Source organism: Leisingera sp. ANG-Vp, assembly GCF_000813725.1.
In the GTDB taxonomy this organism is placed as follows: Bacteria; Pseudomonadota; Alphaproteobacteria; order Rhodobacterales; family Rhodobacteraceae; genus Leisingera.
This window is the reverse complement of sequence record NZ_JWLD01000086.1, coordinates 40,418-62,728: the sequence shown is the minus strand read 5'-3', so window position 1 is coordinate 62,728 and position 22,311 is coordinate 40,418. Positions and strand designations below refer to the sequence as shown.

24 protein-coding genes and 2 tRNA genes are annotated in these 22,311 nt (G+C 63.8%); 16 read left to right on the top strand and 10 right to left on the bottom strand.

Annotated features, from left to right (window positions below; translation table 11 throughout):
* Window positions 1-566, bottom strand: a 566-nt coding sequence (locus RA20_RS22545) for an alpha/beta fold hydrolase (RefSeq protein WP_206540123.1), incomplete at its 3' end; no start/stop codon positions are given.
* Between the two features lie 111 nt (window positions 567-677).
* Window positions 678-1,079 carry a rhodanese-like domain-containing protein gene (locus tag RA20_RS22540; protein WP_039134252.1) on the bottom strand — a complete coding sequence of 134 codons (402 nt, stop codon included), beginning with the start codon at window positions 1,077-1,079 and terminating at the stop codon, window positions 678-680.
* 122 nt (window positions 1,080-1,201) lie between these two features.
* Between RA20_RS22540 and RA20_RS22535 the strand changes: the two genes are divergently transcribed.
* Window positions 1,202-2,245 carry an aldo/keto reductase gene (locus RA20_RS22535; protein ID WP_039134250.1) on the top strand — a complete coding sequence of 348 codons (1,044 nt, stop codon included), beginning with the start codon at window positions 1,202-1,204 and terminating at the stop codon, window positions 2,243-2,245.
* Between the two features lie 238 nt (window positions 2,246-2,483).
* On the opposite strand, the gene RA20_RS22530 is transcribed toward RA20_RS22535, so the two are convergent.
* Window positions 2,484-3,467, bottom strand: coding sequence for a GlxA family transcriptional regulator (locus tag RA20_RS22530; protein WP_039134248.1), 984 nt, complete (start codon window positions 3,465-3,467; stop codon window positions 2,484-2,486).
* A 133-nt stretch (window positions 3,468-3,600) separates the two neighbouring features.
* Here RA20_RS22530 and RA20_RS22525 point away from each other — a divergent pair, with 133 nt between their 5' ends.
* The 3 genes from RA20_RS22525 (at window position 3,601) to RA20_RS22515 (ending at window position 6,991) form a co-directional block, all read left to right on the top strand.
* On the top strand, window positions 3,601-4,512 hold the full coding sequence (locus RA20_RS22525) for a 3-keto-5-aminohexanoate cleavage protein (protein WP_039134246.1): 912 nt from the start codon (window positions 3,601-3,603) through the stop codon (window positions 4,510-4,512).
* A gap of 251 nt (window positions 4,513-4,763) precedes the next feature.
* Window positions 4,764-6,236, top strand: a complete 1,473-nt coding sequence (locus tag RA20_RS22520; RefSeq protein WP_039134245.1) for a carnitine 3-dehydrogenase — start codon at window positions 4,764-4,766, stop codon at window positions 6,234-6,236.
* A complete protein-coding gene (locus tag RA20_RS22515; protein ID WP_039134243.1) occupies window positions 6,233-6,991 on the top strand; it encodes an SDR family oxidoreductase in 759 nt (252 codons plus the stop codon). Before RA20_RS22520 ends, RA20_RS22515 begins: the two co-directional genes overlap by 4 nt.
* Before the next feature lie 127 nt (window positions 6,992-7,118).
* Here RA20_RS22515 and RA20_RS22510 read toward each other — a convergent pair whose 3' ends face one another.
* On the bottom strand, window positions 7,119-7,982 hold the full coding sequence (locus RA20_RS22510; protein WP_039134280.1) for a helix-turn-helix domain-containing protein: 864 nt from the start codon (window positions 7,980-7,982) through the stop codon (window positions 7,119-7,121).
* A gap of 114 nt (window positions 7,983-8,096) precedes the next feature.
* Between RA20_RS22510 and RA20_RS22505 the strand changes: the two genes are divergently transcribed.
* From RA20_RS22505 to RA20_RS22495, 3 genes are read left to right on the top strand one after another with little or no spacing between them, the layout of a single operon-like run.
* Window positions 8,097-8,303 carry a DUF2061 domain-containing protein gene (locus tag RA20_RS22505; RefSeq protein WP_039134240.1) on the top strand — a complete coding sequence of 69 codons (207 nt, stop codon included), beginning with the start codon at window positions 8,097-8,099 and terminating at the stop codon, window positions 8,301-8,303.
* Complete coding sequence (locus RA20_RS22500; protein ID WP_039134237.1) at window positions 8,296-9,210, top strand: fatty acid desaturase; 915 nt, start codon at window positions 8,296-8,298, stop codon at window positions 9,208-9,210. Before RA20_RS22505 ends, RA20_RS22500 begins: the two co-directional genes overlap by 8 nt.
* An 18-nt stretch (window positions 9,211-9,228) precedes the next feature.
* Window positions 9,229-10,131 (top strand): EamA family transporter, encoded by a 903-nt coding sequence (locus RA20_RS22495; protein ID WP_039134234.1) that lies wholly within the window; start codon window positions 9,229-9,231, stop codon window positions 10,129-10,131.
* A 30-nt stretch (window positions 10,132-10,161) separates the two neighbouring features.
* Here the strand turns inward: RA20_RS22495 and RA20_RS22490 are convergent, their stop codons facing one another.
* Entirely contained in the window at window positions 10,162-10,893 is a 732-nt protein-coding gene (locus RA20_RS22490; protein ID WP_039134231.1) for an NUDIX hydrolase, read from the bottom strand.
* A complete protein-coding gene (locus tag RA20_RS22485; protein ID WP_039134228.1) occupies window positions 10,890-11,342 on the bottom strand; it encodes a DUF983 domain-containing protein in 453 nt (150 codons plus the stop codon). Before RA20_RS22485 ends, RA20_RS22490 begins: the two co-directional genes overlap by 4 nt.
* 201 nt (window positions 11,343-11,543) lie before the next feature.
* On the opposite strand from RA20_RS22485, the gene RA20_RS22480 reads away from it, so the two are divergent.
* The 4 genes from RA20_RS22480 to RA20_RS22465 all read left to right on the top strand — a co-directional run bounded on the left by RA20_RS22480 (window position 11,544) and on the right by RA20_RS22465 (window position 13,518).
* Window positions 11,544-12,020: an EF-hand domain-containing protein gene (locus tag RA20_RS22480; RefSeq protein ID WP_039134224.1), complete on the top strand. Its 477-nt coding sequence runs from the start codon at window positions 11,544-11,546 to the stop codon at window positions 12,018-12,020.
* Window positions 12,021-12,087: 67 nt separating this feature from the next.
* Complete coding sequence (locus tag RA20_RS22475; RefSeq protein ID WP_039134278.1) at window positions 12,088-12,669, top strand: RNA polymerase sigma factor; 582 nt, start codon at window positions 12,088-12,090, stop codon at window positions 12,667-12,669.
* Complete coding sequence (locus RA20_RS22470) at window positions 12,662-13,036, top strand: hypothetical protein (RefSeq protein WP_039134221.1); 375 nt, start codon at window positions 12,662-12,664, stop codon at window positions 13,034-13,036. The genes RA20_RS22475 and RA20_RS22470 overlap by 8 nt, the downstream gene beginning before the upstream one ends.
* Complete coding sequence (locus RA20_RS22465; RefSeq protein ID WP_039134218.1) at window positions 13,033-13,518, top strand: periplasmic heavy metal sensor; 486 nt, start codon at window positions 13,033-13,035, stop codon at window positions 13,516-13,518. Before RA20_RS22470 ends, RA20_RS22465 begins: the two co-directional genes overlap by 4 nt.
* 95 nt (window positions 13,519-13,613) lie before the next feature.
* On the opposite strand, the gene RA20_RS22460 is transcribed toward RA20_RS22465, so the two are convergent.
* The gene (locus RA20_RS22460; protein WP_039134275.1) at window positions 13,614-15,008 is read right to left on the bottom strand and encodes a diguanylate cyclase domain-containing protein; all 1,395 of its coding nucleotides are present in this window, start codon (window positions 15,006-15,008) and stop codon (window positions 13,614-13,616) included.
* Between the two features lie 115 nt (window positions 15,009-15,123).
* On the opposite strand from RA20_RS22460, the gene RA20_RS22455 reads away from it, so the two are divergent.
* From RA20_RS22455 to RA20_RS22435, 5 genes are all read left to right on the top strand, one after another.
* On the top strand, window positions 15,124-15,408 hold the full coding sequence (locus RA20_RS22455) for a DUF3572 domain-containing protein (protein WP_039134215.1): 285 nt from the start codon (window positions 15,124-15,126) through the stop codon (window positions 15,406-15,408).
* 37 nt (window positions 15,409-15,445) lie between these two features.
* Window positions 15,446-16,135: an HAD family hydrolase gene (locus tag RA20_RS22450; protein ID WP_039134212.1), complete on the top strand. Its 690-nt coding sequence runs from the start codon at window positions 15,446-15,448 to the stop codon at window positions 16,133-16,135.
* A 236-nt stretch (window positions 16,136-16,371) separates the two neighbouring features.
* Window positions 16,372-17,931 (top strand): trimethylamine methyltransferase family protein, encoded by a 1,560-nt coding sequence (locus RA20_RS22445; RefSeq protein ID WP_039134209.1) that lies wholly within the window; start codon window positions 16,372-16,374, stop codon window positions 17,929-17,931.
* Window positions 17,932-18,358: 427 nt separating this feature from the next.
* Window positions 18,359-18,946: a heme NO-binding domain-containing protein gene (locus RA20_RS22440; RefSeq protein WP_039134206.1), complete on the top strand. Its 588-nt coding sequence runs from the start codon at window positions 18,359-18,361 to the stop codon at window positions 18,944-18,946.
* Window positions 18,943-19,989 carry a GGDEF domain-containing protein gene (locus tag RA20_RS22435; RefSeq protein WP_039134203.1) on the top strand — a complete coding sequence of 349 codons (1,047 nt, stop codon included), beginning with the start codon at window positions 18,943-18,945 and terminating at the stop codon, window positions 19,987-19,989. The genes RA20_RS22440 and RA20_RS22435 overlap by 4 nt, the downstream gene beginning before the upstream one ends.
* Window positions 19,990-20,126: 137 nt before the next feature.
* On the opposite strand, the gene RA20_RS22430 is transcribed toward RA20_RS22435, so the two are convergent.
* The 3 genes from RA20_RS22430 to recJ all read right to left on the bottom strand — a co-directional run bounded on the left by RA20_RS22430 (window position 20,127) and on the right by recJ (window position 22,290).
* A tRNA-Glu gene (locus RA20_RS22430) sits at window positions 20,127-20,201 on the bottom strand.
* Window positions 20,202-20,371: 170 nt separating this feature from the next.
* Window positions 20,372-20,446 (bottom strand) — tRNA-Glu (locus RA20_RS22425).
* A gap of 104 nt (window positions 20,447-20,550) precedes the next feature.
* A complete protein-coding gene (gene recJ / locus RA20_RS22420) occupies window positions 20,551-22,290 on the bottom strand; it encodes a single-stranded-DNA-specific exonuclease RecJ (RefSeq protein ID WP_039134272.1) in 1,740 nt (579 codons plus the stop codon).
* Between the last annotated feature and the right edge of the window lie 21 nt (window positions 22,291-22,311).

The following is a 22,311-nucleotide window of genomic DNA, read 5'->3' as shown; positions in this document are numbered from 1 at the left end:
ACACCGGCGGCGGGGTGGGGGTCGTGATCGCCGTGAACGGCTGTCACCGGGCAGCGGATCCGTGCGGCCTCCCGCAGAAGGGTGCCGGAGCGGCGCATTGCGGCAGCTTCGGGCCAAACGCCTTCGAAGATGCGCGGGTCAAAGGAAACGGGCGGGCGCTTTCCGGCAGACGGTGCAAAGGCTTCGGCTTTTTCCAGCAGCTCCAGTGCCCGCGCCAGCCCCTCCGGGGTCTCCATGCCGCCGCCGCGGAACAGGTTCTCCAGCTCCCGTCCTTCCTCCGGCTGCAACCGGGCCTGCCGGGCGGCGCTGATGCCTGCGGCCTGCTCAGCTGTGAAAGGCCCGCTGCCCACCAGGATCAGCCTGGCCGCAAGCGGGGGATGCCGGGCCGCCAGCAGGCAGGCCAGCCAGGCGCCCCAGGAAAAGCCGATCAGCACGGCAGGGCCGGGGCAGGCGGCTTCCAATTGCTGTTTCAATTCGCGGATCTGGCCGGAAACGGAGGTTTCCGACTGCCAGGGCTCCAGCACGCCCCAGCCGCGGGCGGCCAGCTCTTGCGCTATCGGTGCCATTTCCCCCGCAGCTCCCGGACCGCCATGGATCACTGCAACCTTATAGGGCGGCGCACCATGCCGCCGGGGAGCAGGGGAAACCGCTTCCATCCTTTCGGCCTCTGCCCGTGCTCAGCCTTCGCGTGGCACCACAGGGCCGCCCTGCTTGGTCCATTCGGTAAAGCCGCCCTCCAGATGCACAACCGGCTTCAGCCCCATCTCCATCGCAGCCCGCGCGCTCAGCGCCGAACGCCAGGCGCTGGCGCAATAGAACACATATGTCTTGTCCTGATTGAACACCGGCTTGTGGTAGGGGCTGTCCGGATCAATCCAGAATTCCAGCATCCCGCGCGGGCAGGAGAAAGCGCCGGGGATCATGCCTGAGCGCTGCAGCTCGCGGATGTCGCGCAGGTCGATGAACACATAATTCTCGTCCAGTACTTTCTGCTTCGCCTCCTCGACCGGCATGGTCTCCACCAGGCTGTTGGCCTCGGCCATCAGCGCCTTGATGCCCTTGGTGATGTTTTGCGGCATGGGATGTCCTTTCGGTAAGTTGAACGCAGGCTGGCCGGAAAGCGGACCGGGTGCAAGCCGCTTGCACTTTTCCGGGGCGGCTCTAGGGTCGCGGGCAAATCCGGAACGAGGGGAACTGAGACATGAAAATGAACCCGTTGGGGCGCACTGGCATGATGGTGTCCGAGCTGTGCCTGGGCACGATGACCTTTGGCACCCAGACGCCGGAGGCCGAGGCGCACGCGCAGATTGACATGGCGCTGGCCGAAGGGGTGAACTTCCTCGATACCGCCGAGATGTACCCGGTGAACCCGGTCAGTGCGGAAACTGTCGGAGACAGCGAGCGCATCATCGGCAATTGGAACGCGCGGACCGGGCGCCGCGGGGACTATATCCTGGCGACCAAGCACTCTGGCGAGGGCATGCGGCACGTGCGGGACGGGGCGCCGATTTCCTCGGCGACCATTGCGCCCACGATTGAGGCGTCTCTGAAGCGGCTCAAGACCGACTATATCGACCTCTACCAGTTCCATTGGCCGAACCGGGGCAGCTATATGTTCCGGCAGAACTGGACCTATGATCCCTCCAGCCAGAACCGGGAAGAAACGCTGGCCAATATGGAGGACTGCCTGGAGGCTCTGCAGCGCGAGGTTGAGCGCGGTACCATCCGCGCCTTTGGCCTGTCCAACGAAAGCGCTTGGGGCACCGCGCAATGGCTGCGGATTTCCGAAGAGCGGAGCTGGCCGCGGGTGGCCTCGATCCAGAACGAATACTCGCTGGTCTGCCGGATGTATGACACCGATCTGGCGGAGCTGAGCGTCAATGAGGATGTGGGGCTGCTGGCGTTTTCGCCGCTGGGCACCGGGCTGCTGACCGGCAAGTACCAGAACGGGGCAGTGCCCGAGGGCTCGCGCAAGGCCATCAATCCGGAGCTGGGCGGCCGCCACTCGCCGCGGGTCTATGATGCTGTGGGGGGCTATCTGGAGATTGCACAGCGGCACGGGCTCGACCCGGTGCATATGGCGCTGGCTTGGTGCCGCACCCGGCCGTTCATGGCGTCGTCAATCTTTGGCGCCACCCATCTGCCGCAGCTGGAGCATCTGCTGCAATCGGTGGAGCTGGAGCTGAGCCAGGAAGTGCTGGACGAAATCAATGCGGCGCATAGAGCGCATCCGATGCCCTATTGAAGCAATCCGGCGGTGCTCCCGCGCCCGCAGGTGCCCCGGCTGAGCCTGGCCCAACGGGAGCGGAGCATTTTCAAATGCGCCGGCGACGGGCGGGAGAGCTATTTTTGTTTGATTTGCTGAGAAGCGCTTCAGGGGCAGGTGTGCCCTGAAGCGCCGCGGCCATTGTATTTTTCCTTGCGGGTCAAGGGTGAACGGTGCTCTCGCACCGCCGCTGCGCGGCCCTTGACCCGCGGTGTGCCTAGTGGGCCGTGGGGCGGGCCTGTTCCTGGCGCAGATCCCGGGCCGACGTGCCGTGCGCGGTGCGGAAGGCGCGGGCGAAGCTGGATTGCGACGTAAATCCTGTGGCGATGGCCACATCCATCAACGGCATGTCTGTGTCGGTCACCAATCGGCGGGCTTCGGCAAGGCGCAGCTGCAGGTAGTGGTCCTGCGGGGTGGTGTTCAGGCGCAGCCGGAACTGCTGCTGCAGGCTCCGGGGGCTGGTACCCAGGGTCTCGGCAATGGCGCTGAGCGGCATCGGCTCGTCCAGTGCGGCCTCCATCAGCGCATTGGCCTTGGCAGTCAGCGCATTGTGCTTGTGGCCGCCCAGGCGGCTTTGCGGACGCGGCTCGGCCGAGGCGCCGTCATAAAGGAACAGCCCGGCCACGCGGGAAGCAAAACCGGCGCCGTGGCGGGCGCCGATGATGTGCAGCATCATCTCGATCGCAGGAGTGGCGCCGCCGGAGGTGAGGCGGCCTTCGGACACCGTGAAGCGGTCGTTGCGGCAGTCGACCTCGGGGAAGCGGCTGGCGAAGTTTTCCAAATCCTCCCAGTGGTTGGTGGCGGGGTGACCATCCAGAAGGCCGGCCTCGGCCATCAGCCAGGGGCCGCCGTCGATGCCTGCAATGGTCGCTCCGCTGGCGGCAATCCGGCGCAAGCCCGCGAGCAGGCTGGGGGTGGCATGGCGCGCCAGCTGGAAGCCGGCCACGATGATCAAAAGCTCGCAGCCCTCCAGCCGTGCCAGCGGGAAGCTGGGCACGGTGAGGCCGCTGGTCAGCATCGGCGGCTCATTTGCGGCGCTCACGTAATCCCAGTCAAACGCCGCCCGGCCTGCCAGCCGGTTGGCGGCGCGCATTGGGTCCACCGCAGCCGCAAAGGACAGCGTGTTGCATTCGTCCAGAACCAGCACCGCTGTTTTCAGCGGCCGGTTCTCGGGCTGCAGGATGTTTTTTGCGGATTTCATCAACTTCGATTCGCCTGGTGTAAACTGTGCCGCAAAAGGCTGCGGCAGAGTCGGTCCCAGCGCAAATCAGAATCTGGGGAGGAGCCTGGGGATAACCCGCGGCAAAACCCTGTACATCGAAGGGAAAAGCAAAATGCCTCTGGAAATGAACCGGGAAGTCTTCATCACCTGTGCCGTGACCGGGTCCGGCGGCACCCAGGACCGCAGCCCGAAAGTGCCGCGTTCACCCAAGGAAATCGCCGACAGCGCCATTGCCGCGGCCAAGGCCGGTGCCGCGATTGTGCACTGCCACGTGCGCGATCCCGAGACCGGCGTGCCGTCGCGCCGCCTGGACTATTACCGCGAGGTGACCGACCGGATCCGCGATGCCGAGGTCGATGTGGTGCTGAACCTGACCGCGGGCATGGGCGGCGATATGGTGTTCGGCGGTGTTGAAAACCCGCTGCCGCCGGTTGAGGGCACCGACATGATCGGCGCCTCCGAGCGGGTCGCGCATATCGCCGAATGCCTGCCGGAGATCTGCACCCTGGACTGCGGCACCATGAACTTTGCAGAGGCCGACTATGTGATGACCAACACTCCCGGCGCGCTGCGGGCGATGGGGCAGATGATGACCGACCTGGGCGTGAAGCCCGAGATCGAGGCCTTTGACACCGGCCACCTGTGGTTTGCCAAGCAGCTGGTAAAGGAAGGCATCCTCGAAAACCCGGCGCTGGTGCAGCTGTGTATGGGGGTGCCGTGGGGGGCGCCTGATGACCTCAACACCTTCATGGCGATGGTCAACAATGTGCCGGACGACTGGACTTTCTCGGCGTTCTCGCTGGGCCGCAACCAGATGGCCTATGCCTCGGCTGCGGTGCTGGCGGGCGGCAATGTGCGGGTCGGCCTGGAGGACAACCTGTGGCTCGACAAGGGCGTTTTGGCCGAAAACTGGCAGCTGGTTGAGCGCGCGAACACCATCGTGTCGAACATGGGCGCGCGGGTGATCGGGCCGCAGGAAGTGCGCGAGAAGCTGGGCCTGACCAAGCGCACGCCGGCGGCGTAGTGAAAGCGGCTTGTTCCGTATTGGTTTTGGCTTGTGTGCTTTCAGGCTGCGCGCAGCAGCCTGAAAAGAGCCGGAGCAAAGCCGTGGCGCATGACGCAAGTTGGATGACAAACTGGACCTGTGAAAAAATGGCCTCAGAGTTCAGAGAAAATCCGGAAGCTAATACTGAACTGTGTGAAGGCTACGGAGACGACGGGTGGCCGATCGACGGTGCTGAAGTCAAACTTCCGGGAACTTAGAGAGAATTACCAATGAAAACAGCGGCAATTATTGGCGGCGGGGTTATCGGCGGCGGCTGGGCCGCGCGGTTCCTGCTGAATGGCTGGAATGTGCGGGTGTTCGACCCGGACCCGGAAGCGGAACGCAAGATCGGCGAGGTGCTGGACAATGCCCGCCGCTCGCTTCCGGGGCTTGGCAATGTGGCACTGCCAGCGGAGGGACGGCTTTCGTTCCATGAGACCATTCAGGACGCTGTGGAGGGTGCTGAATGGATACAGGAGAGCGTTCCGGAGCGGCTTGACCTGAAGCAGAAGGTCTATGGCGAAATGCAGGCCTATTGCGCGCCGGATGCGGTGATCGGCTCGTCAACCTCGGGCTTCAAGCCGTCGCAGCTGCAGGACGGGCGCGAGGCGCCGGGGCAGATTGTGGTGACCCATCCTTTCAACCCGGTCTACCTGCTGCCGCTGATCGAACTGGTCACAACCGAAGCCAACCCGGCGGGTGTGGTTGAGCGCGCCAAGGAGATCATTTCCGGCATCGGCATGTACCCGCTGCATCTGAAGAAAGAGATCGACGCTCATGTGGCTGACCGCTTCCTGGAGGCGGTCTGGCGCGAGGCGCTGTGGCTGGTGAAGGACGGCATCGCCACCACTGAGGAGATCGACAACGCGATCCGCTATGGCTTTGGCATCCGCTGGGCGCAGATGGGGCTGTTTGACACCTACCGGGTGGCCGGCGGAGAGGCCGGCATGCGCCACTTTATGGCGCAGTTCGGCCCGTGCCTCAGCTGGCCCTGGACCAAGCTGATGGATGTGCCGGAGTTCACCGACGAGCTGGTGGACCTGATCGCAGGCCAGTCGGATGCGCAGTCGGGCCATCTGGACATCCGCGAAATGGAGCGGATCCGCGACGACAACCTGGTGGGCATGATGCGGGCGCTGGGCGCCAACAACTGGGGCGCGGGCGAACTTCAGAACGCCCATGACAAAGCCCGGATGGGCGAGGCGGGGCTGCCGCGCTCGATGGATCAGCTGGAGGATCTGGGCCAGCCGGTTCTGACCCAGAACCGCGTGGTACCGCTGGATTGGACCGATTACAACGGCCATATGAACGAGGCGCGCTATCTGGAGGCCTTCTCGGAAGCGACCGACCGGATGATGGAGATAATCGGCTGCGACGCGGACTATGTCGCCAATGGCGGCAGCTATTTCACCCTGGAAACCCACGTGCGGTATCTGGATGAGGCGCTGGCCGGCGATGCGATCCAGGTGAAGACCCAGGTGATCAAGGGCGAAGGCAAGAAGATGCACCTGTGGCACGCGATGTATGCGGGCGAGCGGCTCTTGTCGACCGGCGACACACTGCTGGTGCATGTGGATCTGAAGACCCGCAAGTCCTCGCCGCCTGCGCCGCATATCGAAGCCAATCTGGTGAAAATTGCCGAAGCCCACGCGGCGCTGCCAGCGCCTGAAGGGCTGGGGCGTGCGACGGGAGCACCGCGATGAGCCGGGTTCTGATCACCGCCGGGGGCTCCGGCATCGGCCGCGCCATGGCAGAGGGCTTTGCCGCAGCCGGGCATCAAGTCTGGGTCACCGATGTGAATGCAGACAGCCTGTCGGATATTCCGGCCGGCTGGCGCAGCACGGCAGTGAATGTGACCGACGAGGCGGGCATGAAGGCGCTGTTTGCCGAAATCGCTGAGATCTGGGGCGGATTGGATGTGCTCTGCGCCAATGCAGGCGTTGCCGGGCCGACGGCGCTGGTCGAGGATGTGGAGCTGGCCGACTGGCGCGCCTGCGTCAGCGTCAATCTGGAAGGGGCGTTTCTGTCGGCCAAATATGCAGCGCCCTTGATGAAGGCGGCAAAGGCGGGCTCGATCGTGATCACCTCGTCGACCGCCGGCCAGTTCGGCTATCCCAACCGGGCGCCGTATTCGGCAGCGAAATGGGCCGTGATCGGCCTGATGAAGACTTTGGCGATGGAGCTGGGCCCCTTTGGCATCCGCGCCAATGCGATCTGCCCCGGCGCGGTGGAAGGCCCGCGCATGGAAGGGGTGCTGGAGCGAGAGGCAGCCGCCAAGGGCATGACCCGGGACGAGGTTTATGCGGGCTATGCCTCAGGCACCTCCATGGGCAGCTTTGTCGAGGCGCGAGACATTGCCAATATGGCGGTGTTCCTGGGCTCGGACGCGGCGCGGCTGGTGTCGGGCCAGGTGATCGCTGTGGATGGCCATACAGAGAACCCGGACCCCAAAGTGTAAGGCGTCAGGCGCCCCCTCCCAGGCGGGGCGCGGGCTGCTGGCGGCTCAAGATGCTGCCGCATCTTGAGCCTGTGCGCTCCTGCGGCGCGCAGCCCGGCCAGGGGCCGGGCTTTTCATTTAGATATGGCTAGCCGCTGATGGCTGCCCGCAGCGCGCGGAGGCGGCCAGGCAGCTGCCGCGCGGTGATATCCGCTTCGCGCACCAGATTGTCGAAATGGCTGGTGAAAGTGGCGACGCGCTCCTTGTCGCGGAAGGCGAGGTAATGGGTGCCCGCGTAGAACACGCAAAGGAGCGGGCCGAAAACGGTGAGCGGCGAGGAATAGAGCCGTTTGGCGTCAAACAGGTAGATCCGCAGGCGGGGATAGAGCTGCTCGCAAAGACGTTCGAACTGCTGCAGCTGCTCAAGCCGGACGTCCAGCGGCAGGCCTTCGTAATACCCGACTGCATGGGCGAAGCTGTCGAGCTCGTAAAGCGGCATGGCGATTTCATAGTCGGAGGGCGACTGGCGCATCCAGGTGAGGCGGTCCTCGGAGGCCCCGATGGCCTGGTCGGCGGTGCGGCCCAGATGCGGCGAATATTCCCACTCCAGCAGAGCCCGGGTTTTCAGCATGTCGGGCAGGGCGGCCGGCACGTGGCGGATCTTGTAGCCCTGCGCCTCCTGGTGCCAGTCGAAGATGCGTTCATCCACCAGCGCCCGGGGCGCTTCTGTCAGGGTGAGGCTGGAAGCGAGCAGTTCGGCGGCGCTTTCGGGGCGGTCGGAGAGGCTGAGCAGCCAGTCGGCAGAGACCCCCAGAGCGCCGGCGCAGGCGCCAACCACATGGGCGTTGGGCAGCCGCGCGCCCTCATCCGTCAGCAGCTGCGAAATGGTGGAACGGTCGACACCGATAGCGCGGGCCAGGGCGCTTTGGCTGAGGCCGCTGTCGCGCAGCGCCTTGTTCAGCCTTTGCCGGAATTGCTCGGCCCGCACCCGTTTGTCGATATTTTCTATCATGTCGTGATAAATATCACGATTGATGGATTTTGTTAACTGCATTCGGAATTCTGCACGGCTGCTTTGCAAGCTACTCTGGTTTCAAGCACTTATCCAAGAATTTCAGGAGGCAGTATGGAAACGCGCAAGCGCTCCATTGTGAAGGCGGTGATTTGGAACATCATGGGGCTGGTCTCCATGACGCTGGTAGGGCTTGCGGCCACCGGGTCTGTCAAGGCGGGCGGCGTGATGGCGCTGGTCAACACGGGCATCGGGTTCACCATCTACCTGGTCTACGAGCGGGTCTGGGCCCAGATCAACTGGGGGCGGCGTCATGTCTGAGAGCTGCCGTGAATACATGCCCCGCAGCGTTGAATGGGGCACGCTGGCGCTGATCCTGGGCTGCCATGCGGTTTGGCTGGCAGCATTGTGGCTGCTGCCCGGCGTCAGCCTTGTATTGGCGATTGTCGTGATGGGGCTGATGGCGGCGCTGCATTCCTCGCTGACTCATGAGGCGCTGCACGGGCATCCGTTCCGCAGCCGGTTCCTGAATGAAGCGCTGATGTTCTTCCCGCTGACGCTGTTCATTCCTTATGGCCGGTTCCGCGATACCCATCTGGACCATCACCGGGACGAGCTGCTGACCGATCCTTATGACGACCCGGAAGCCAATTTTCAGGACCCGGCGGTCTGGGCGCGGCTGCCTGCCTGGCGCAAGCGGCTCTTGCGGCTCAACAACACCATGCTGGGGCGGGTGCTGATCGGGCCGGTGATGGGGCAGATCTGTTTCATGGCGGGCGATTGGAAGTTGGCCCGTGCCGGCACGCCGGGCATTGTGCGCGACTGGGTGCTGCATGCCATTGGCTTGGTGCCTGTGATCTGGGTGGTGCTGCAATCCCCGGCTCCGCTGTGGGCCGCAGTGCTGGCCGCCTATATCGGGCTGGGGCTGATCAAGGTGCGCACCTTCCTGGAGCACCGCGCGCATGAGGATTGCCGCGGCCGCACTGTGGTGGTCGAGGACAAGGGCTTCTGGGCGCTGCTGTTCCTGAACAATAACTACCATATTGTGCACCATATGCATCCGGGCGTGCCCTGGTACGCGCTGCCGCGGCTCTACCGCGCCCGAAAGCCCGAGTTCGTGGCGGCCAACGACGGCTATGTCTACCGGAACTATCTGCAGATTTTCCGCAACTACCTGTTCCGGGCCAAAGACCCGGTGCCGCATCCGCTCTGGCAGCAGGGGGAATAAAGGCGCATAAGCGGGAGCATGTTAGCCTGGATTCCCGTATCGATTGCCGCTGCCTCCTTCCAGACCGTGCGCTTCATGCTGCAGAAGGTCCTGAGCAGCGTTACCCTGTCGCCGGGCGGAGCCACCTTCGCCCGGTTTGTTTATTCCGCTCCGTTCATTCTGGCCGGGCTGACGGTGTATCTGGCGGTGTCCGGACGTGAGCTGCCCCAGCTGGGTGCGCAGTTCTGGATGTTTGCGGCCATTGGCGGTACGGCGCAGATCCTAGCAACCGTCTGTGTGGTTGCGCTGTTCAAACAGCGCAATTTTGCGGTGGGGATCACCTTCAAGAAGACCGAGGTGATCCAGACCGCGATTGTCGGGCTGACGGTGCTGGGGGATCCTGTCAGTTTTGGCGGCTGGGCGGCGATCCTGATCGGGCTGTCGGCGGTACTGGTCCTGTCCAAGACGCCGGATGCGGACGGGCCCTGGTGGCGGCATCTGACCAACCGGGCCTCGCAGCTGGGGCTGGGCTCAGGCGTGCTTTTTGCCTTTTCGGCCGTGAGCTACCGCGGGGCATCGCTGCAGCTGGGCGATTTGGAGCCGGTGTTCCGTGCAGGCATCACGCTGGCGGCGGTGGTCAGCCTGCAGACACTGTTTATGCTTGTTTGGCTGGGCCTGCGGGACCGGGGCGAGATTGCCCGGGTCTGGGCTGCGCGCCGGGTGGCGGTCTGGGTGGGGCTGACCAGTCTGGGCGGCTCGTTCTGCTGGTTCTGGGCCTTCAGCTTGCAGAATGCGGCCTATGTGAAGGCGGTAGGGCAGGTGGAGCTGCTGCTGTCGCTGCTGGCCTCGGTGCTGTTCTTCAAAGAGAAGGTCACTGCCCGGGAGATTGCAGGCATGGGTTTGCTGGTGGTGTCGATCCTGGCGCTGGTGCTGGCCATTTGAGGCCAGCAGCCAGGCGCGGGGAACACGGCCTCAGCCGTCTGCGGGCATCGGGTAGCCTTTGAGGCGCAGGAACAGGCTGGCCTCGTCATTGTTATGGAAATAGGGCACGCTTTGCGGCGGCTCGGCGTCCTGGACGCGGGCGGTGACTTCGGCCAGAACCACCTCGGTGATGAAGGGCAGATCGAAACTGCGCACTTCGCTGAGCGGAATCCATTGCAGGTGCGAAAGCTCATCCGAGGCTTGCGAGAAATCATCCAGATTGCCGGTCACCTGATCTGCATCCACAAGGAAGAAGCGGGCATCGAACCGGCGCGGACGGCCCGGCGGGGTCAGGGCGCGGAACACAAACTGCATGTCCTTGGCGGACGGCACGTGGCCGGTGGCGGCAAAGCTTTGCCAGTCTTCGGGAACTTCGCCGCTCCAGTTGCCGGGCTCGCCCAGGATCAGGCCGGTTTCTTCCCATAATTCGCGCACGGCAGCGACGCTGAGGGCATGCTGCACGCCGCCGGGCGCCTTGTCGGCAAGCCGCTCCTGGCACAGTTCAGGCAGCGGCGAGGCCAAGGCGATCTGCGCATCCGCCGGGTCAACGGCGCCGCCGGGAAACACAAACTTGTTGGGCATGAAGGCCGCCTTGGCGCCGCGCTGGCCCATCAGCACCTGTGGATCCTCGGACATGCGGCCGCGCATGGCGATGACGGTGGCCGCGTTGCGGATGGCGGTCTTGTCGGTGGTGGTCTCGCCGTGCAGATGCGTCTCGGTCATGTTCTATCCTGCTCGTTGCTTGCTGCCTGAGGGCTTGCCGGGGATGGGGTGTCCTTGCCGAACCCGTGCATCCGCCGCGCCCATTGGTAGGCGATGACGATGCCCTTCATCCGCGGCAGAAGATAGAGGGAAGAGGCCAGGCAGCCAATCGTGAAAACCGTGAACATCACGAGGGGCTCAGGCCGCCAGGAGAAATAGACCACATGCATCAGCGGCGCCATGATGTGGCCGACGATCAGAATCGTGAGATAGGCCGGCCCGTCATCGGCGCGCGCATGGGTCAGGTCGAGGCCGCAACGGCTGCAGCTCTCGTTCACCTTGAGATAGGAATGCAGCAGCTTGCCCTCGCCGCATTGCGGGCATTTGCAGCGCCAGCCCTTGGCCAGGGCAGGCTTGGTCGGACGGTCGGTGTCTGCATCGGGAGCCATCGCGGCGGGGGACTCGGTCATGGGAAATCCTGTGTGCTTGCCGTATCTTTGCGCGCTTCGCGGCAGCGGTGAAAGGGGAAAGCCCGGATTCTGCGCCGGTTTGCCGCAACGTGCCGGCTTCTGAAAAAAAACTTGCGGTTTCTGCGACGGATCTGCCGAGGGGCTGCGTTTTTCCTATGCATCGGGCAGCACAGAGCTGCCGCAGGACAAAGGAAAGATGACATGAAACACGTCAAGTTCATCGCCGTGATTGTTGCCGCAGCCGGCGTAGCCGCAGGCGGAGCGGCACTGGCCAAGGGTTATGGCCATCACGGACCGAAGATGTCCTTTGAGGAAATCGACGCAGACGGCAACGGCGAAGTGACCAAGGCTGAACTGCAGGCGATGAAAGAAGCCCGCTTTGCCAAGGCTGATGCCGATGGCGATGGCAAGCTGACGCTGGAGGAAATGCAGGCGCATGCGCAGGAGCGGGCCAATGAACGGGCCGCGCAGATGCTGGAACGCTTTGACAAAGACGGTGATGGCGCGTTGAGTAAGGATGAGCTGCCGCAACCGCGCCGGGCAGGCAAGATGTTCGACCGGATGGATGCAGACGGCAGCGGCGGGATCTCGAAAGAAGAGTTTGAGGAAGCCCGGATGCATCACCGCGGCAAGCACCGCCACGGAAACGGGCACGGGGATGAAACGGAGCAGAACTGATCGCTGAAGCGTGCTGCATAACGCGGAAATATCGCGGCGCCGGATCCCGGGGCGGGATCCGGCTGCCATGAGCAGGGCGGCGGAGGAAGTCTCCGACGATGCGCTTCTGGTGCTCTATGCCAATGGCGACGGGCGCGCGGCGGCGGACCTGACGGCGCGGCTGAGTCCGCGTGTCTTTGGCGTGGCAATGCGGGTGATGGGAAACCGCGCCGAGGCCGAGGACGTGACACAGGAAGCGATGCTGCGGCTGTGGAAGATGGCGCCGGAGTGGCGGCCGGGGGAGGCGCAGGTCTCTACCTGGCTTTACCGGGTGGCGATGAACCTGTGCATTGACCGCAAGCGGCGGGCCCGCGGCGGCCATGTGGAGCTGGACGCGGTGCCCGAGCCGCCGGATCCGGCACGCTCAGCGGCGGAAGCAATGCAGGAAGGGGCACGGCAGGATGCGCTGCAGTCGGCCCTGATGCAATTGCCGGAGCGGCAGCGGCAGGCAGTGGTGCTGCGCCACTTGGAAGAACTATCGAACCCGGAGATTGCCGGGATCATGGACATTAGCGTCGAGGCGGTGGAAAGTCTGACCGCCCGGGGCAAGCGGGCGCTGGCGGCGGTTTTGGCCGGGCGGCGCGAAGAGTTGGGGTATAGCGATGGCTGAAACGGATAAAGCACTGCAGGAGCTGGAGGATCTCTTTGCCGCTGCGCGCGCTGAGCGCCCGGCGGTGCCGGACCGGCTGACCGCGGCCATCCTGGAAGATGCAGCCCGGGAACGGCTCAGGGCTGAGCCTGTGGCGCCGCGCCGGCCGGCCCGGCGGCCGCTGTGGCGGCAGCTGGCCGAAGCGGTTGGCGGCTGGCCGGCCATGGGCGGTCTGGCAGCGGCCAGCGCCGCAGGGCTGTGGATCGGTCTTGCGCCGCCCTCTTTCGTGCCGGACCCGGTAGCGCTGGCGGGCTATGAGGACAGCAGCACCGCGGTGCCTTATGAGAATTACGATATGGCAGTGATGCTGAGCGAGGACTTGCAATGAGTGCGGAGAGCAAGCCTGGAATGAAGCTGTGGCTGAAACTGCTGCTGGCGGGATCGCTGGCGCTGAACCTGGCAGTGATCGGCCTGGCGGCGGGGGCAGTCTGGCGTTTCTCGGACAAGGACAAGCATTGGAAACGGCCGCCGCCTGTGGGGGCACTGATCTTCAAGGAGCTGGAACCCGGTACCCGCATGGCCCTGCGCCAGGAGGCGGGCGGCACCCACGGCAGCTATGTTAAGCGCCGCCGCGCCGAAAGCGAGGCAGTTCTGAAGACGCTGCGCAGCGAAGAGTTTGATGCCGGTGCGCTGCTGATGCTGCTGCAAGGGCAGTCGGATGCGCGCCATGCCTTCCACACCAAGGTGCAGAAAGCCTGGGTGCAAAAGCTTGAAGGGATGACACCGGCGCAGCGCGCGGAGCTGGCTGACCGCCTGGAGGAGCGGATGCAGCATCGCGGCGGAGGCTGGCGCGGCGGCAAGCACAACTGAGAATAAAGGCTCCCCTGGATGGCAGCCGCGCCCAGCCGCCAAAGGCAGCTGGGAACTGCTGCCTTGTTTCACTGAATCCAGTGCAGGGGAGCCTGTCAGGCGGCCTGAATGCACTCCTGGGCCAGAGTCACCTGATTGCGGCCGGCATCCTTGGCATTGTACAGCGCCTGATCGGCCTTTGCGACCAAAGCGGCAGTGCTGTCCTCATTGCCGCCGCCGCCCATCACGGCGCCGATGCTGATGGTGACTGGAACCGGCTCAGCGGCGGCGGGCACCTGGAACGGAGTGCTGTTGATCGCATCGCATAGGGCAGAAGCGGCAAGGGCGGCTTCTGCCTCGGTGGCGCCGGGCAGCACGGCCATGAATTCTTCGCCGCCGACACGCGCCAGCAGGTCTGCCGGACGCAGCACCGCCTGCATGCGGCGGGCGGCCTCAATCAGCACCGCATCGCCGGCCGGGTGTCCGTAAAGGTCATTGATCCGTTTGAAATGGTCGAGATCGGCCAGCATGACGGCAAACTTCTCGCCGGTCTCGGACGCGGAATGGGCGACCCTGTCCAAGAAGGGCTTGGCATAGCGGCGGTTATAGAGGCCGGTCATCGGATCCAGGTTGGCCGCGCGCAAACCGTTGCGGACACTGTCGCGCATCACGTCCTTGCGGGCCTTTTGCTGCAGCTGGGTGTTCAGGCGCAGGGCCAGTTCCTCGACATCGAAACCGGTTTGCAGCACATCGTGGGCGCCGCGGTCCAGTGCTTCGGCAGCAATGTGCGGATCTGCGGGATTGGGTACCGCAATCACCACAGACCGCCGGGTGGCCGCGCGGGCGCGCAGATCGGCCAGAAGGCGCAGGCCGGGGCCTGCTGAGACCTCGTTAAGTTCTATTATGATGGCGTCCGCCACGGGGGCCTGCATCAGTCCCTGGATGTCGCTGATTGCATGGGTGCGCAGTTCGTAGGGCAGCCGGCCGGCGAGCTCGCTGCGCCAAGCCATGGCGGTGCGGGGGTCCTGGGCCACCAGTGCCACGGACGCGTTGCGCACGTCCTCAGAGCAGCTGCGGTCGCAATGCGGCAGGATGAAACCGTGCGAGGCGTCGCGCTGCAGGTTCAGCTCTTCGGTGGCGCTGCGGGCGCGCAGCAGGCTGCGGATGCGGGCCTGCAGGATTACGTCGTCCACCGGCTGCTGCAGCACATCGTCGATGCCGGCCGCCAGTGCCTCCAGCCGGGCTTTTGCGCCTTCCCAGTCGGAAACCGCAATCACCGGCAGGTCCGCCAGAGCCTCGTCACGGGAGAGTTCGCGTTTCACATCAGCGGCAGAGCCGCCGGGCAGGGACATGGCGGTGAGCACCAGGTCGGGGGAGCATTGGCGTGCCGCTTGCAGCACCTCTTCGACGCCGCTTGCCTGGACCACATCGTAGTAGGCAGCCGCCAACTGCACCTTCAGCATGATGCGGTTGGTGGAGACGCCGTCGATGACCAGGATAGTGCCTTGCACGCGGTATCCTTTCGCCCCTTGCAAATCCTATGCCTTGGAGTTTTGCTGAGACTGGTTAAGAAACCCTTTCGGATTTTTACTAAATTGGCCGCAATGCGGCAGGAAAGTGGGGAACATGCGGATTTCCGCCGATGGCGCCGAGACGCTGGCGCTGAAAGCGCTGGCCTGGCTGGCCGGAAATGATGAGTTATTACCGGTGTTTCTGGGGGCAACCGGCGCCAGCGAGGCAGATTTGCGGGCGCGGGCGGCAGAACCGGAGTTCCTGGGCTCGGTGCTCGATTTCTTAACGATGGACGATGGCTGGGTGATGCAGTTCTGCGATTCCGAGGGGCTGGCCTATGAAATGCCGCTGCAGGCGCGGATGTCGCTTCCAGGCGGTGGACAGGTGCATTGGACCTGATAGGGTCCGCTCGAATCCCGCGTTAGAAGGACCCGCCATGCCCGTTGATGCTTTCCTGTTCGACAAGGACGGTACCCTGTTCGATTTTGCCGCCACCTGGAACGGCTGGGCCGCCAGGATCCTTGAGACACTGTCCCAGGGGGACGAGGCGGCCAAACAGGCGATGGCCGAGGTGATCAGCTATGATCTGGAGCGCGAGGCGTTCAACCCGGACAGTCTGGTGATTGCCGGCTCCAACGACGAAGTGGCAGAAGTGCTGGCGCCTTTTGTGGCGGACATGGGCGTCTCTGAACTGGCCGCCTTTCTGGCGCAAAGCGCCGCTGAAGCCGAGCTGGCGCCGGCAGTGCCGCTGGCGGACTTCCTTGACGGACTGCTGGCACGCGGCAAGGTGCTGGGGGTGATGACCAATGATGCCGAGGTGTCGGCCAAAAGCCAGCTGCAGCGTGCAGGGGTGCTGGACCGGTTTGCTTTTGTAGCAGGCTGCGACAGCGGCCACGGGGCCAAGCCTGATCCGGATCCGCTGCTGGCGTTCTGCAAGACGGCCGGGGTTGCCCCGGGCCGGACCGCGATGGTGGGCGACAGCCTGCATGACCTGGAAGCGGGCGCTGCGGCGGGCATGCAGCGAATCGGGGTGCTGACCGGTATGGCCCTGCGCGAGGAGCTGGCACCGCACGCTGACGTGGTGCTGCCCGACATCGGCCATATCCCAGCCTGGATCGACAGCTGAAACGCCTCTGGTCCGCATATTTTCCAGCCTGAATTTCAGGCAAAGCCGGCGTGCCCTCTTGCACGCCGGTTTTTTGTGCTGCTAACTGGGCATAAGTGTCTAGTGCTACAGCCTTCCGGCGTTTTTTGTTGAGAATGCGACAAAACGGGTCGGGAACGGACATTTAGCGCGGTCCAGGATTGGGCCAACTGGGTGCTCACAGCGGGAATCTTTTTACGGACCCAGGGGAGGTCAAAATGGCGGAAACAGGTGCGCGCAAGCGGCGCGGCGGAGGCAGGGCAGGCGCGGCAGCCCGGCGCGGAAGCGCGGCGCTGGAGCAAATGCCCTGGCAGATCCCGGTCAACATCGACCGGCCGGTGGAGCCCTTGAGCGAAGAGGGCGTGCAGGCGATCCACGAGGGTGCCATGCGTATCCTTGAAGAGATCGGCGTGGTCTTCCTGAACCCGGAAGCGCTCGATATCTTCAAGCAGGCCGGCGTCAAGGTCGAGGGCGAGCTGGTCAAGATGGACCGGGACTTTGTGATGGAGATGGTGGGCAAGGCGCCCCGCGAATTTTCGATCACGCCGCGCAACAAGGACCGGACAATCCCGCTGGGCGGCAACAACATCCTATTCGGCAACGTTTCCTCGCCGCCGAACTACTGGGACATGGAGCTGAACAAGAAGGTGGCAGGCAATCGCGAACAGTGCCGCAACCTGTTGAAGCTGACCCAGTACTTCAACTGCATCCACTTTGCCGGCGGCTATCCGGTGGAACCGGTGGACATCCACGCCTCGGTCCGGCACTTGGACGTGCTCTATGACAAGCTGACCCTGACCGACAAGGCGATGCACGCCTATTCGCTCGGCAAGGAGCGGGTCGAGGACGTGATGGAGATGGTTCGGATCGCAGGCGGGCTCAGCCACGAAGAGTTTGAGTCGCAGCCGCATATGTACACCAACATCAACTCCACCTCGCCGCTGAAGCACGACTTCCCGATGATCGACGGCTGCCTGCGGCTGGCGCGGCGCGGCCAGGCGATTGTGGTGTCGCCGTTCACGCTGGCAGGTGCAATGGCGCCGGTGACCATGGCCGGGGCGGTGGCGCAGTCGATTGCAGAGAGCCTCTGTGCAATTGCGCTGTTCCAGTATGTGCGCCCGGGCACGCCCTGTGTGATCGGCACCTTCACTTCAAACGTGGACATGAAGTCCGGCGCGCCGGCATTCGGTACTCCGGAATACATGCGCTCGACCCAGATGACCGGGCAGATGGCGCGGTTCTACGGGCTGCCGATGCGGTCCTCGGGCGTCTGCGCGGCCAACGTGCCGGACGGGCAGGCGATTTGGGAAACCTCCAACTCGCTGTGGGCCGCGGTGCAGTCAGGCACCAACATGGTCTACCACGCGGCGGGCTGGCTGGAGGGCGGGCTGATCGCCTCTCCTGAGAAGTTCATCATGGATTGTGAAATCCTGCAGCAGATCGAACGCTACATGCAGCCTCAGATCTCGGCCACCGGCCCCGAGGAAATTGCCCTGGATGCGATCAAGGAGGTCGGCAACGACGGCCACTTCTTTGGCATCCAGCACACCCAGGACCGCTATGCCACTGCCTTCTATCAGCCGTTCCTGAGCGATTGGCGCAACTACGAGGCCTGGGAGCAGGCCGGCGCCACCTGGACCGCAGAGCGGGCGCACAAGATGTTCAAGGAGATCATTGCCGATTTCGAGGAGCCGCCGATGGATGCAGGCATCCGCGACGAACTGGCGGATTTTGTTGCCCGCCGCAAGGCAGAAGGCGGCGCGCCGACTGATTTCTGAGCTGCAGGACGGCAAAAGCAATTCAGAAAAGCGGAGGCAGCCCCTCCGCTTTTTTGCATCCCGGCGGCCCTGTTGCATCAATGCAGGAGGGAAACCGCTGGTTTGCCTCTGCCTGGCGGGCCGGGCTTGCCTCTTGCTTCGGGCAGGTCCAGTAGAAAGCTGATCAGATGCGGCGGGTCCCGGGCTGTGCGGGACGGAAATTGTTAGCTGGAATTTGTTTTTCGGAAGTGAGTGGTCAAAGAGCTGGCAGCGGGACTATGATCGCAGTACGCACATTGCCGGTTTCTGCTGTTAAGGATGCAAGGTTCGTGCAGGAGCTAAAAAAAACAGGAGAAATACAAGCGATTAAGCAGGCAAGTTTACTTTGTTGGGCCTTTCTTAACCTGCAGGCGTCAAGACTGGGGCGAAGGCAAAGAGGGGCCATTGCATGCACGGTCTGATCAACAGAGCGATCCAGGCTTTTGTGACCAGTACCTACGGGGCGGAACGCTGGAACGAAATCATGGAAGATGCAGGACTCGGCTTCACCGAGTTCGAGGCCATGCTGTTTTATACCGATGAGCAATCCGGCCGCATGCTGGCGGCGATGGAAAAGGTTCTGGCGCGCCCAATGCCGGAAATGCTCGAGGACATGGGCACGTTTCTGGTTTCCAACCCGCAGGTGGAGGCGCTGCGGCGCCTGTTGCGCTTTGGCGGGGTGAATTATGTCGAATTTCTTCATTCGCTGGACGACCTGCCGGACAGGGCCCGGCTGGCGGTGTCCGACCTGCAGCTGCCAGGGCTGGAACTGCTCGAGCAGGCGCCGGATCAGTTCGAGCTGATCTGCCAGCCAGGGCTGCCGGGTTATGCACATGTTCTGATGGGGGTGTTGCGGGCCATGGCTGATGACTATGGTGATCTGGTCTTTATGGACTACAGCGGCACTCATGACGGGGCCGAGGTGATTTCGATCACCCTGGTCGAGACCAAGTTCGCAGCCGGGCGCGAATTTGATTTGGGGGCGCATTCCTTATGATGACACTCCAGCAGCTGACGGAAATGGCAGGCGTTGTCTGCCCGATGTACGCGGTGGTCGATTCCAAGGGGCGGATTGTCTCGGCAGGGCCGACCTTGAAAAAGCTGCGGCCGCAGCTGGATTGGGAGGGGCGCCGGTTCTTCCGTGTGTTCGATCTGTCGCGCCCGCGCTCGGTGCGCTCGGTTGAGGATCTGCAGCGCACGTCGGGCAGCAAGCTGCACCTTCAGTTCCGGGATGAGCCGCAGACCGGCCTCAAAGGCGTCTGCACGCCGCTGCCGGACGGGCAGGGCGTGTTCATCAACCTGTCGTTTGGTATTTCGGTTCTGGAGGCGGTCAGAGACTACGACCTGACCAGTGCTGATTTCTCACCCACCGACCTGACCATTGAGATGCTCTATCTGGTGGAGGCGAAATCAGCTGCAATGGAAGCGTCACGCCAGCTGAATACCCGCCTGCAGGGGGCCAAGATTGCCGCTGAAGAGCAAGCCTTTACTGACACGCTGACGGGCCTCAAGAACCGCAGGGCGATGGATCACGTGCTGGGGCGGCTGATCAGCAGCGGCCGCGAGTTTGCTCTGATGCATCTGGATCTGGATTTCTTCAAGCAGGTGAATGACACGCTGGGCCATGCTGCGGGTGATGCGGTGCTGCAGCAGGCGGCGCGGATCATGGTGGAATGCACACGCCAGGCTGACACCGTTGCCCGGGTCGGCGGCGATGAATTTGTGATGATCCTCGAGGGCGCCATGGACACTGTCCGGCTGGCCGCCATTGCCAAACGGCTGATTGAACGGCTGGAGGAGCCGATTCCCTTCGGCGCCGAAACCTGCCGGATCTCTGCCAGCGCAGGTACAACCCTGTCGACCTGGCAAAAGGAGCCCGATGCCCAGCAATTGCTGAACCAGGCGGACCTAGCCCTCTATGCAGCCAAGCGCGCCGGACGGGCGCAGCATTTCTTCTATCGCGAAGGCATGGAGAAAGAAGAGGCAGGGGGCGGCGATGCCGCTGCATTCCAAGCTGTGGTGCGCGGCCCGGCCCGCTGACCATAGGGGCGCTTATGCCATCCCAAGTAAAGGTTCAGGCAGTGCTCGCTTGGGCTATCAAAGGCTGGCTGCAAGCAAAGCCGGACACAGTCGCACAGCCAAACTTGCGATCAGCTACATGAAATTATAAGGGAAAGTGGCAGCCCGTAGGGGAATCGAACCCCTCTTTCCAGGTTGAAAACCTGGCGTCCTAACCGATAGACGAACGGGCCACTCTGTCTGTGAGGCGGTGTTTACTGATTGCTCTGGCCGGGCGCAAGAGGGTTTTTGCAGAAATCCGAAGTTTTTCGAAGCCGCCGGAGCAAAGGGTAGTGTGCTGAAAATAAACGCAAAAACACGATCATCATCGGTTGCGTTAGGGTGCGGCTTGTGATGGAGAAAGTGGCAGCCCGTAGGGGAATCGAACCCCTCTTTCCAGGTTGAAAACCTGGCGTCCTAACCGATAGACGAACGGGCCACTCAGTGCGTGAGCGGGTATTTAGTTGTAAGCGCCGGAACTCGCAAGAGAAAAAATACGGTTTTGTGAAGTTTCTTATCCACAGGTCGTAAGCTCTTGAAAAATCAGGCTTCGGCGGCGTCTTCCAGGCGCAGCTGAGGGCTTTGGCGGCCGCCCCAGGTGTTGACCTCCAGCCGCCCTGCAAAGTGGAAGCGGGCGCCGCCGTGCTCCAGCAGCTTCGGCCCCAGCGCAGTGTCGAACGCACCAAAACAGATCGCATCCACGCCGCCGCCCATGCCGTCGCTGAGCGAGAGTTTCAGGTGGCTTTCACCCACTTTTTTGGCAAAGCGCACCTGCAGGTCGGGCAGGGCATAGCGCGGAGCGGCAGCCCCGGCGCCAAAGGGGCCTGCCTGTTCGATCTGTTCAATCAGATCAACGCTGGCCGCCCCCGGCATCAAGGCGCCGTCCAGCTTCAGGTCGGCGGGACCGCCCTGGCCGGCGCCCTGCTTTGCAAGCAGTTCTGTGAGGCGCTCCATTGCGGGTTCCAGCTTGTCCCGCATCACGGTGAGGCCTGCTGCCATTTTGTGGCCGCCGCCTTTGACCAGAAGGCCCTCGGCCGCCAGCCGCTGGATTGAGGCGCCAAGGTCGACGCCGGAGACGGAACGCCCGGAGCCTTTACCCTCATCGCCATCAAATCCAATGACAATCGCGGGCCGGTTGGCGGCTTCCTTCAGGCGGGAGGCGACGATGCCTACCACGCCGGGGTGCCAGCCTTCGCCCGCAGCCCAGACGAGGGGAGCATCCAGGCCGCGTTCTTCTGCCTGCTCCAAGGCTGCTGCGCGCACGGCGTTTTCGATATCGCGGCGCTCGGTGTTCAGCTCGTCCAGCCGCTCGGCCAGCGCAGCTGCCTCATGCGGGTTGTCCGTGGACAGCAGGCGGGCGCCCAGATCCGCCTTCCCGATCCGCCCGCCCGCATTCACCCGCGGCCCGAGAAGAAAGCCAAGGTGATACGTCGAAGGCGCCGAATCCATGCGGCTGACATCGGATAAGGCCACAAGCCCGGGGCGCTTGCGGGCACCCATCACCTTCAGCCCCTGGCGCACCAGCGCCCGGTTGGCACCGATCAAAGGTGCCACGTCCGCAACGGTGGCCAGCGCCACCAGATCCAGCAGCGCCATCAGGTCGGGCCCTTTGGCTCCCGCTTCCCGCATCTGGCGGCCGGCCTCGACCAGCATCAGGAACACCACGCCTGCGGCACAGAAATAGCCCAGATCGCCGCTCTCGTCCTGCCGGTTGGGGTTCACCACCGCCACGCAATCCGGCAGCGTCTCGCCGCCCAGGTGGTGGTCCAGCACAATCACGTCGGCGCCCTTGGCGGCGGCAATCGGCTCGTGGCTGAGGGTGCCGCAATCAACACAGATGATCAGGTCATGCGCGGCGGCCAGTTCCTGCATCGCGGGCACATTGGGGCCGTAGCCCTCGTCAATACGGTCGGGGATGTAAAGTGTGGCCTCCAACCCCATCTGCCGCAGCCACACAAGCAGAAGCGCTGCAGAGCTGCCGCCGTCCACGTCGTAGTCGGCAAAGACCGCAATCCGTTGGCGCTTCTGCACGGCCTGCAGGAAGCGCGCGGCGGCGGCTTCCATGTCTTTCATTTCACGGGGGTCGGGCAGCAGTTCCTTCAGTTTGGGCTCCAGGAACCCTTTGGCCTCCATCGCAGGGACGCCGCGCCGGGCCAGCACCTGGCAGACTGAGCGGGGCAGGCCGGTCTGCTGCGCCATCATCTCCGAGGCGCGGTCCACCTCAACCCCGGGACCTACCCAGCGGCGCCCGGTCAAGGACTGCTCTACACCCAAAAAGCTCATCTTCTGTCCCCATATGCGAAG

Bases quoted from the DNA above. Each gene is read 5' to 3' on its own strand.
- RA20_RS22540 (WP_039134252.1), bottom strand. From the start codon at position 1,079: ATGCCGCAAAACATCACCAAGGGCATCAAGGCGCTGATGGCCGAGGCC.
- RA20_RS22535 (WP_039134250.1), top strand. From the start codon at position 1,202: ATGAAAATGAACCCGTTGGGGCGCACTGGCATGATGGTGTCCGAGCTG.
- RA20_RS22530 (WP_039134248.1), bottom strand. From the start codon at position 3,467: ATGAAATCCGCAAAAAACATCCTGCAGCCCGAGAACCGGCCGCTGAAA.
- RA20_RS22525 (WP_039134246.1), top strand. From the start codon at position 3,601: ATGCCTCTGGAAATGAACCGGGAAGTCTTCATCACCTGTGCCGTGACC.
- RA20_RS22520 (WP_039134245.1), top strand. From the start codon at position 4,764: ATGAAAACAGCGGCAATTATTGGCGGCGGGGTTATCGGCGGCGGCTGG.
- RA20_RS22515 (WP_039134243.1), top strand. From the start codon at position 6,233: ATGAGCCGGGTTCTGATCACCGCCGGGGGCTCCGGCATCGGCCGCGCC.
- RA20_RS22510 (WP_039134280.1), bottom strand. From the start codon at position 7,982: ATGATAGAAAATATCGACAAACGGGTGCGGGCCGAGCAATTCCGGCAA.
- RA20_RS22505 (WP_039134240.1), top strand. From the start codon at position 8,097: ATGGAAACGCGCAAGCGCTCCATTGTGAAGGCGGTGATTTGGAACATC.
- RA20_RS22500 (WP_039134237.1), top strand. From the start codon at position 8,296: ATGTCTGAGAGCTGCCGTGAATACATGCCCCGCAGCGTTGAATGGGGC.
- RA20_RS22495 (WP_039134234.1), top strand. From the start codon at position 9,229: ATGTTAGCCTGGATTCCCGTATCGATTGCCGCTGCCTCCTTCCAGACC.
- RA20_RS22490 (WP_039134231.1), bottom strand. From the start codon at position 10,893: ATGACCGAGACGCATCTGCACGGCGAGACCACCACCGACAAGACCGCC.
- RA20_RS22485 (WP_039134228.1), bottom strand. From the start codon at position 11,342: ATGACCGAGTCCCCCGCCGCGATGGCTCCCGATGCAGACACCGACCGT.
- RA20_RS22480 (WP_039134224.1), top strand. From the start codon at position 11,544: ATGAAACACGTCAAGTTCATCGCCGTGATTGTTGCCGCAGCCGGCGTA.
- RA20_RS22475 (WP_039134278.1), top strand. From the start codon at position 12,088: ATGAGCAGGGCGGCGGAGGAAGTCTCCGACGATGCGCTTCTGGTGCTC.
- RA20_RS22470 (WP_039134221.1), top strand. From the start codon at position 12,662: ATGGCTGAAACGGATAAAGCACTGCAGGAGCTGGAGGATCTCTTTGCC.
- RA20_RS22465 (WP_039134218.1), top strand. From the start codon at position 13,033: ATGAGTGCGGAGAGCAAGCCTGGAATGAAGCTGTGGCTGAAACTGCTG.
- RA20_RS22455 (WP_039134215.1), top strand. From the start codon at position 15,124: ATGCGGATTTCCGCCGATGGCGCCGAGACGCTGGCGCTGAAAGCGCTG.
- RA20_RS22450 (WP_039134212.1), top strand. From the start codon at position 15,446: ATGCCCGTTGATGCTTTCCTGTTCGACAAGGACGGTACCCTGTTCGAT.
- RA20_RS22445 (WP_039134209.1), top strand. From the start codon at position 16,372: ATGGCGGAAACAGGTGCGCGCAAGCGGCGCGGCGGAGGCAGGGCAGGC.
- RA20_RS22440 (WP_039134206.1), top strand. From the start codon at position 18,359: ATGCACGGTCTGATCAACAGAGCGATCCAGGCTTTTGTGACCAGTACC.
- RA20_RS22435 (WP_039134203.1), top strand. From the start codon at position 18,943: ATGATGACACTCCAGCAGCTGACGGAAATGGCAGGCGTTGTCTGCCCG.
- recJ (WP_039134272.1), bottom strand. From the start codon at position 22,290: ATGAGCTTTTTGGGTGTAGAGCAGTCCTTGACCGGGCGCCGCTGGGTA.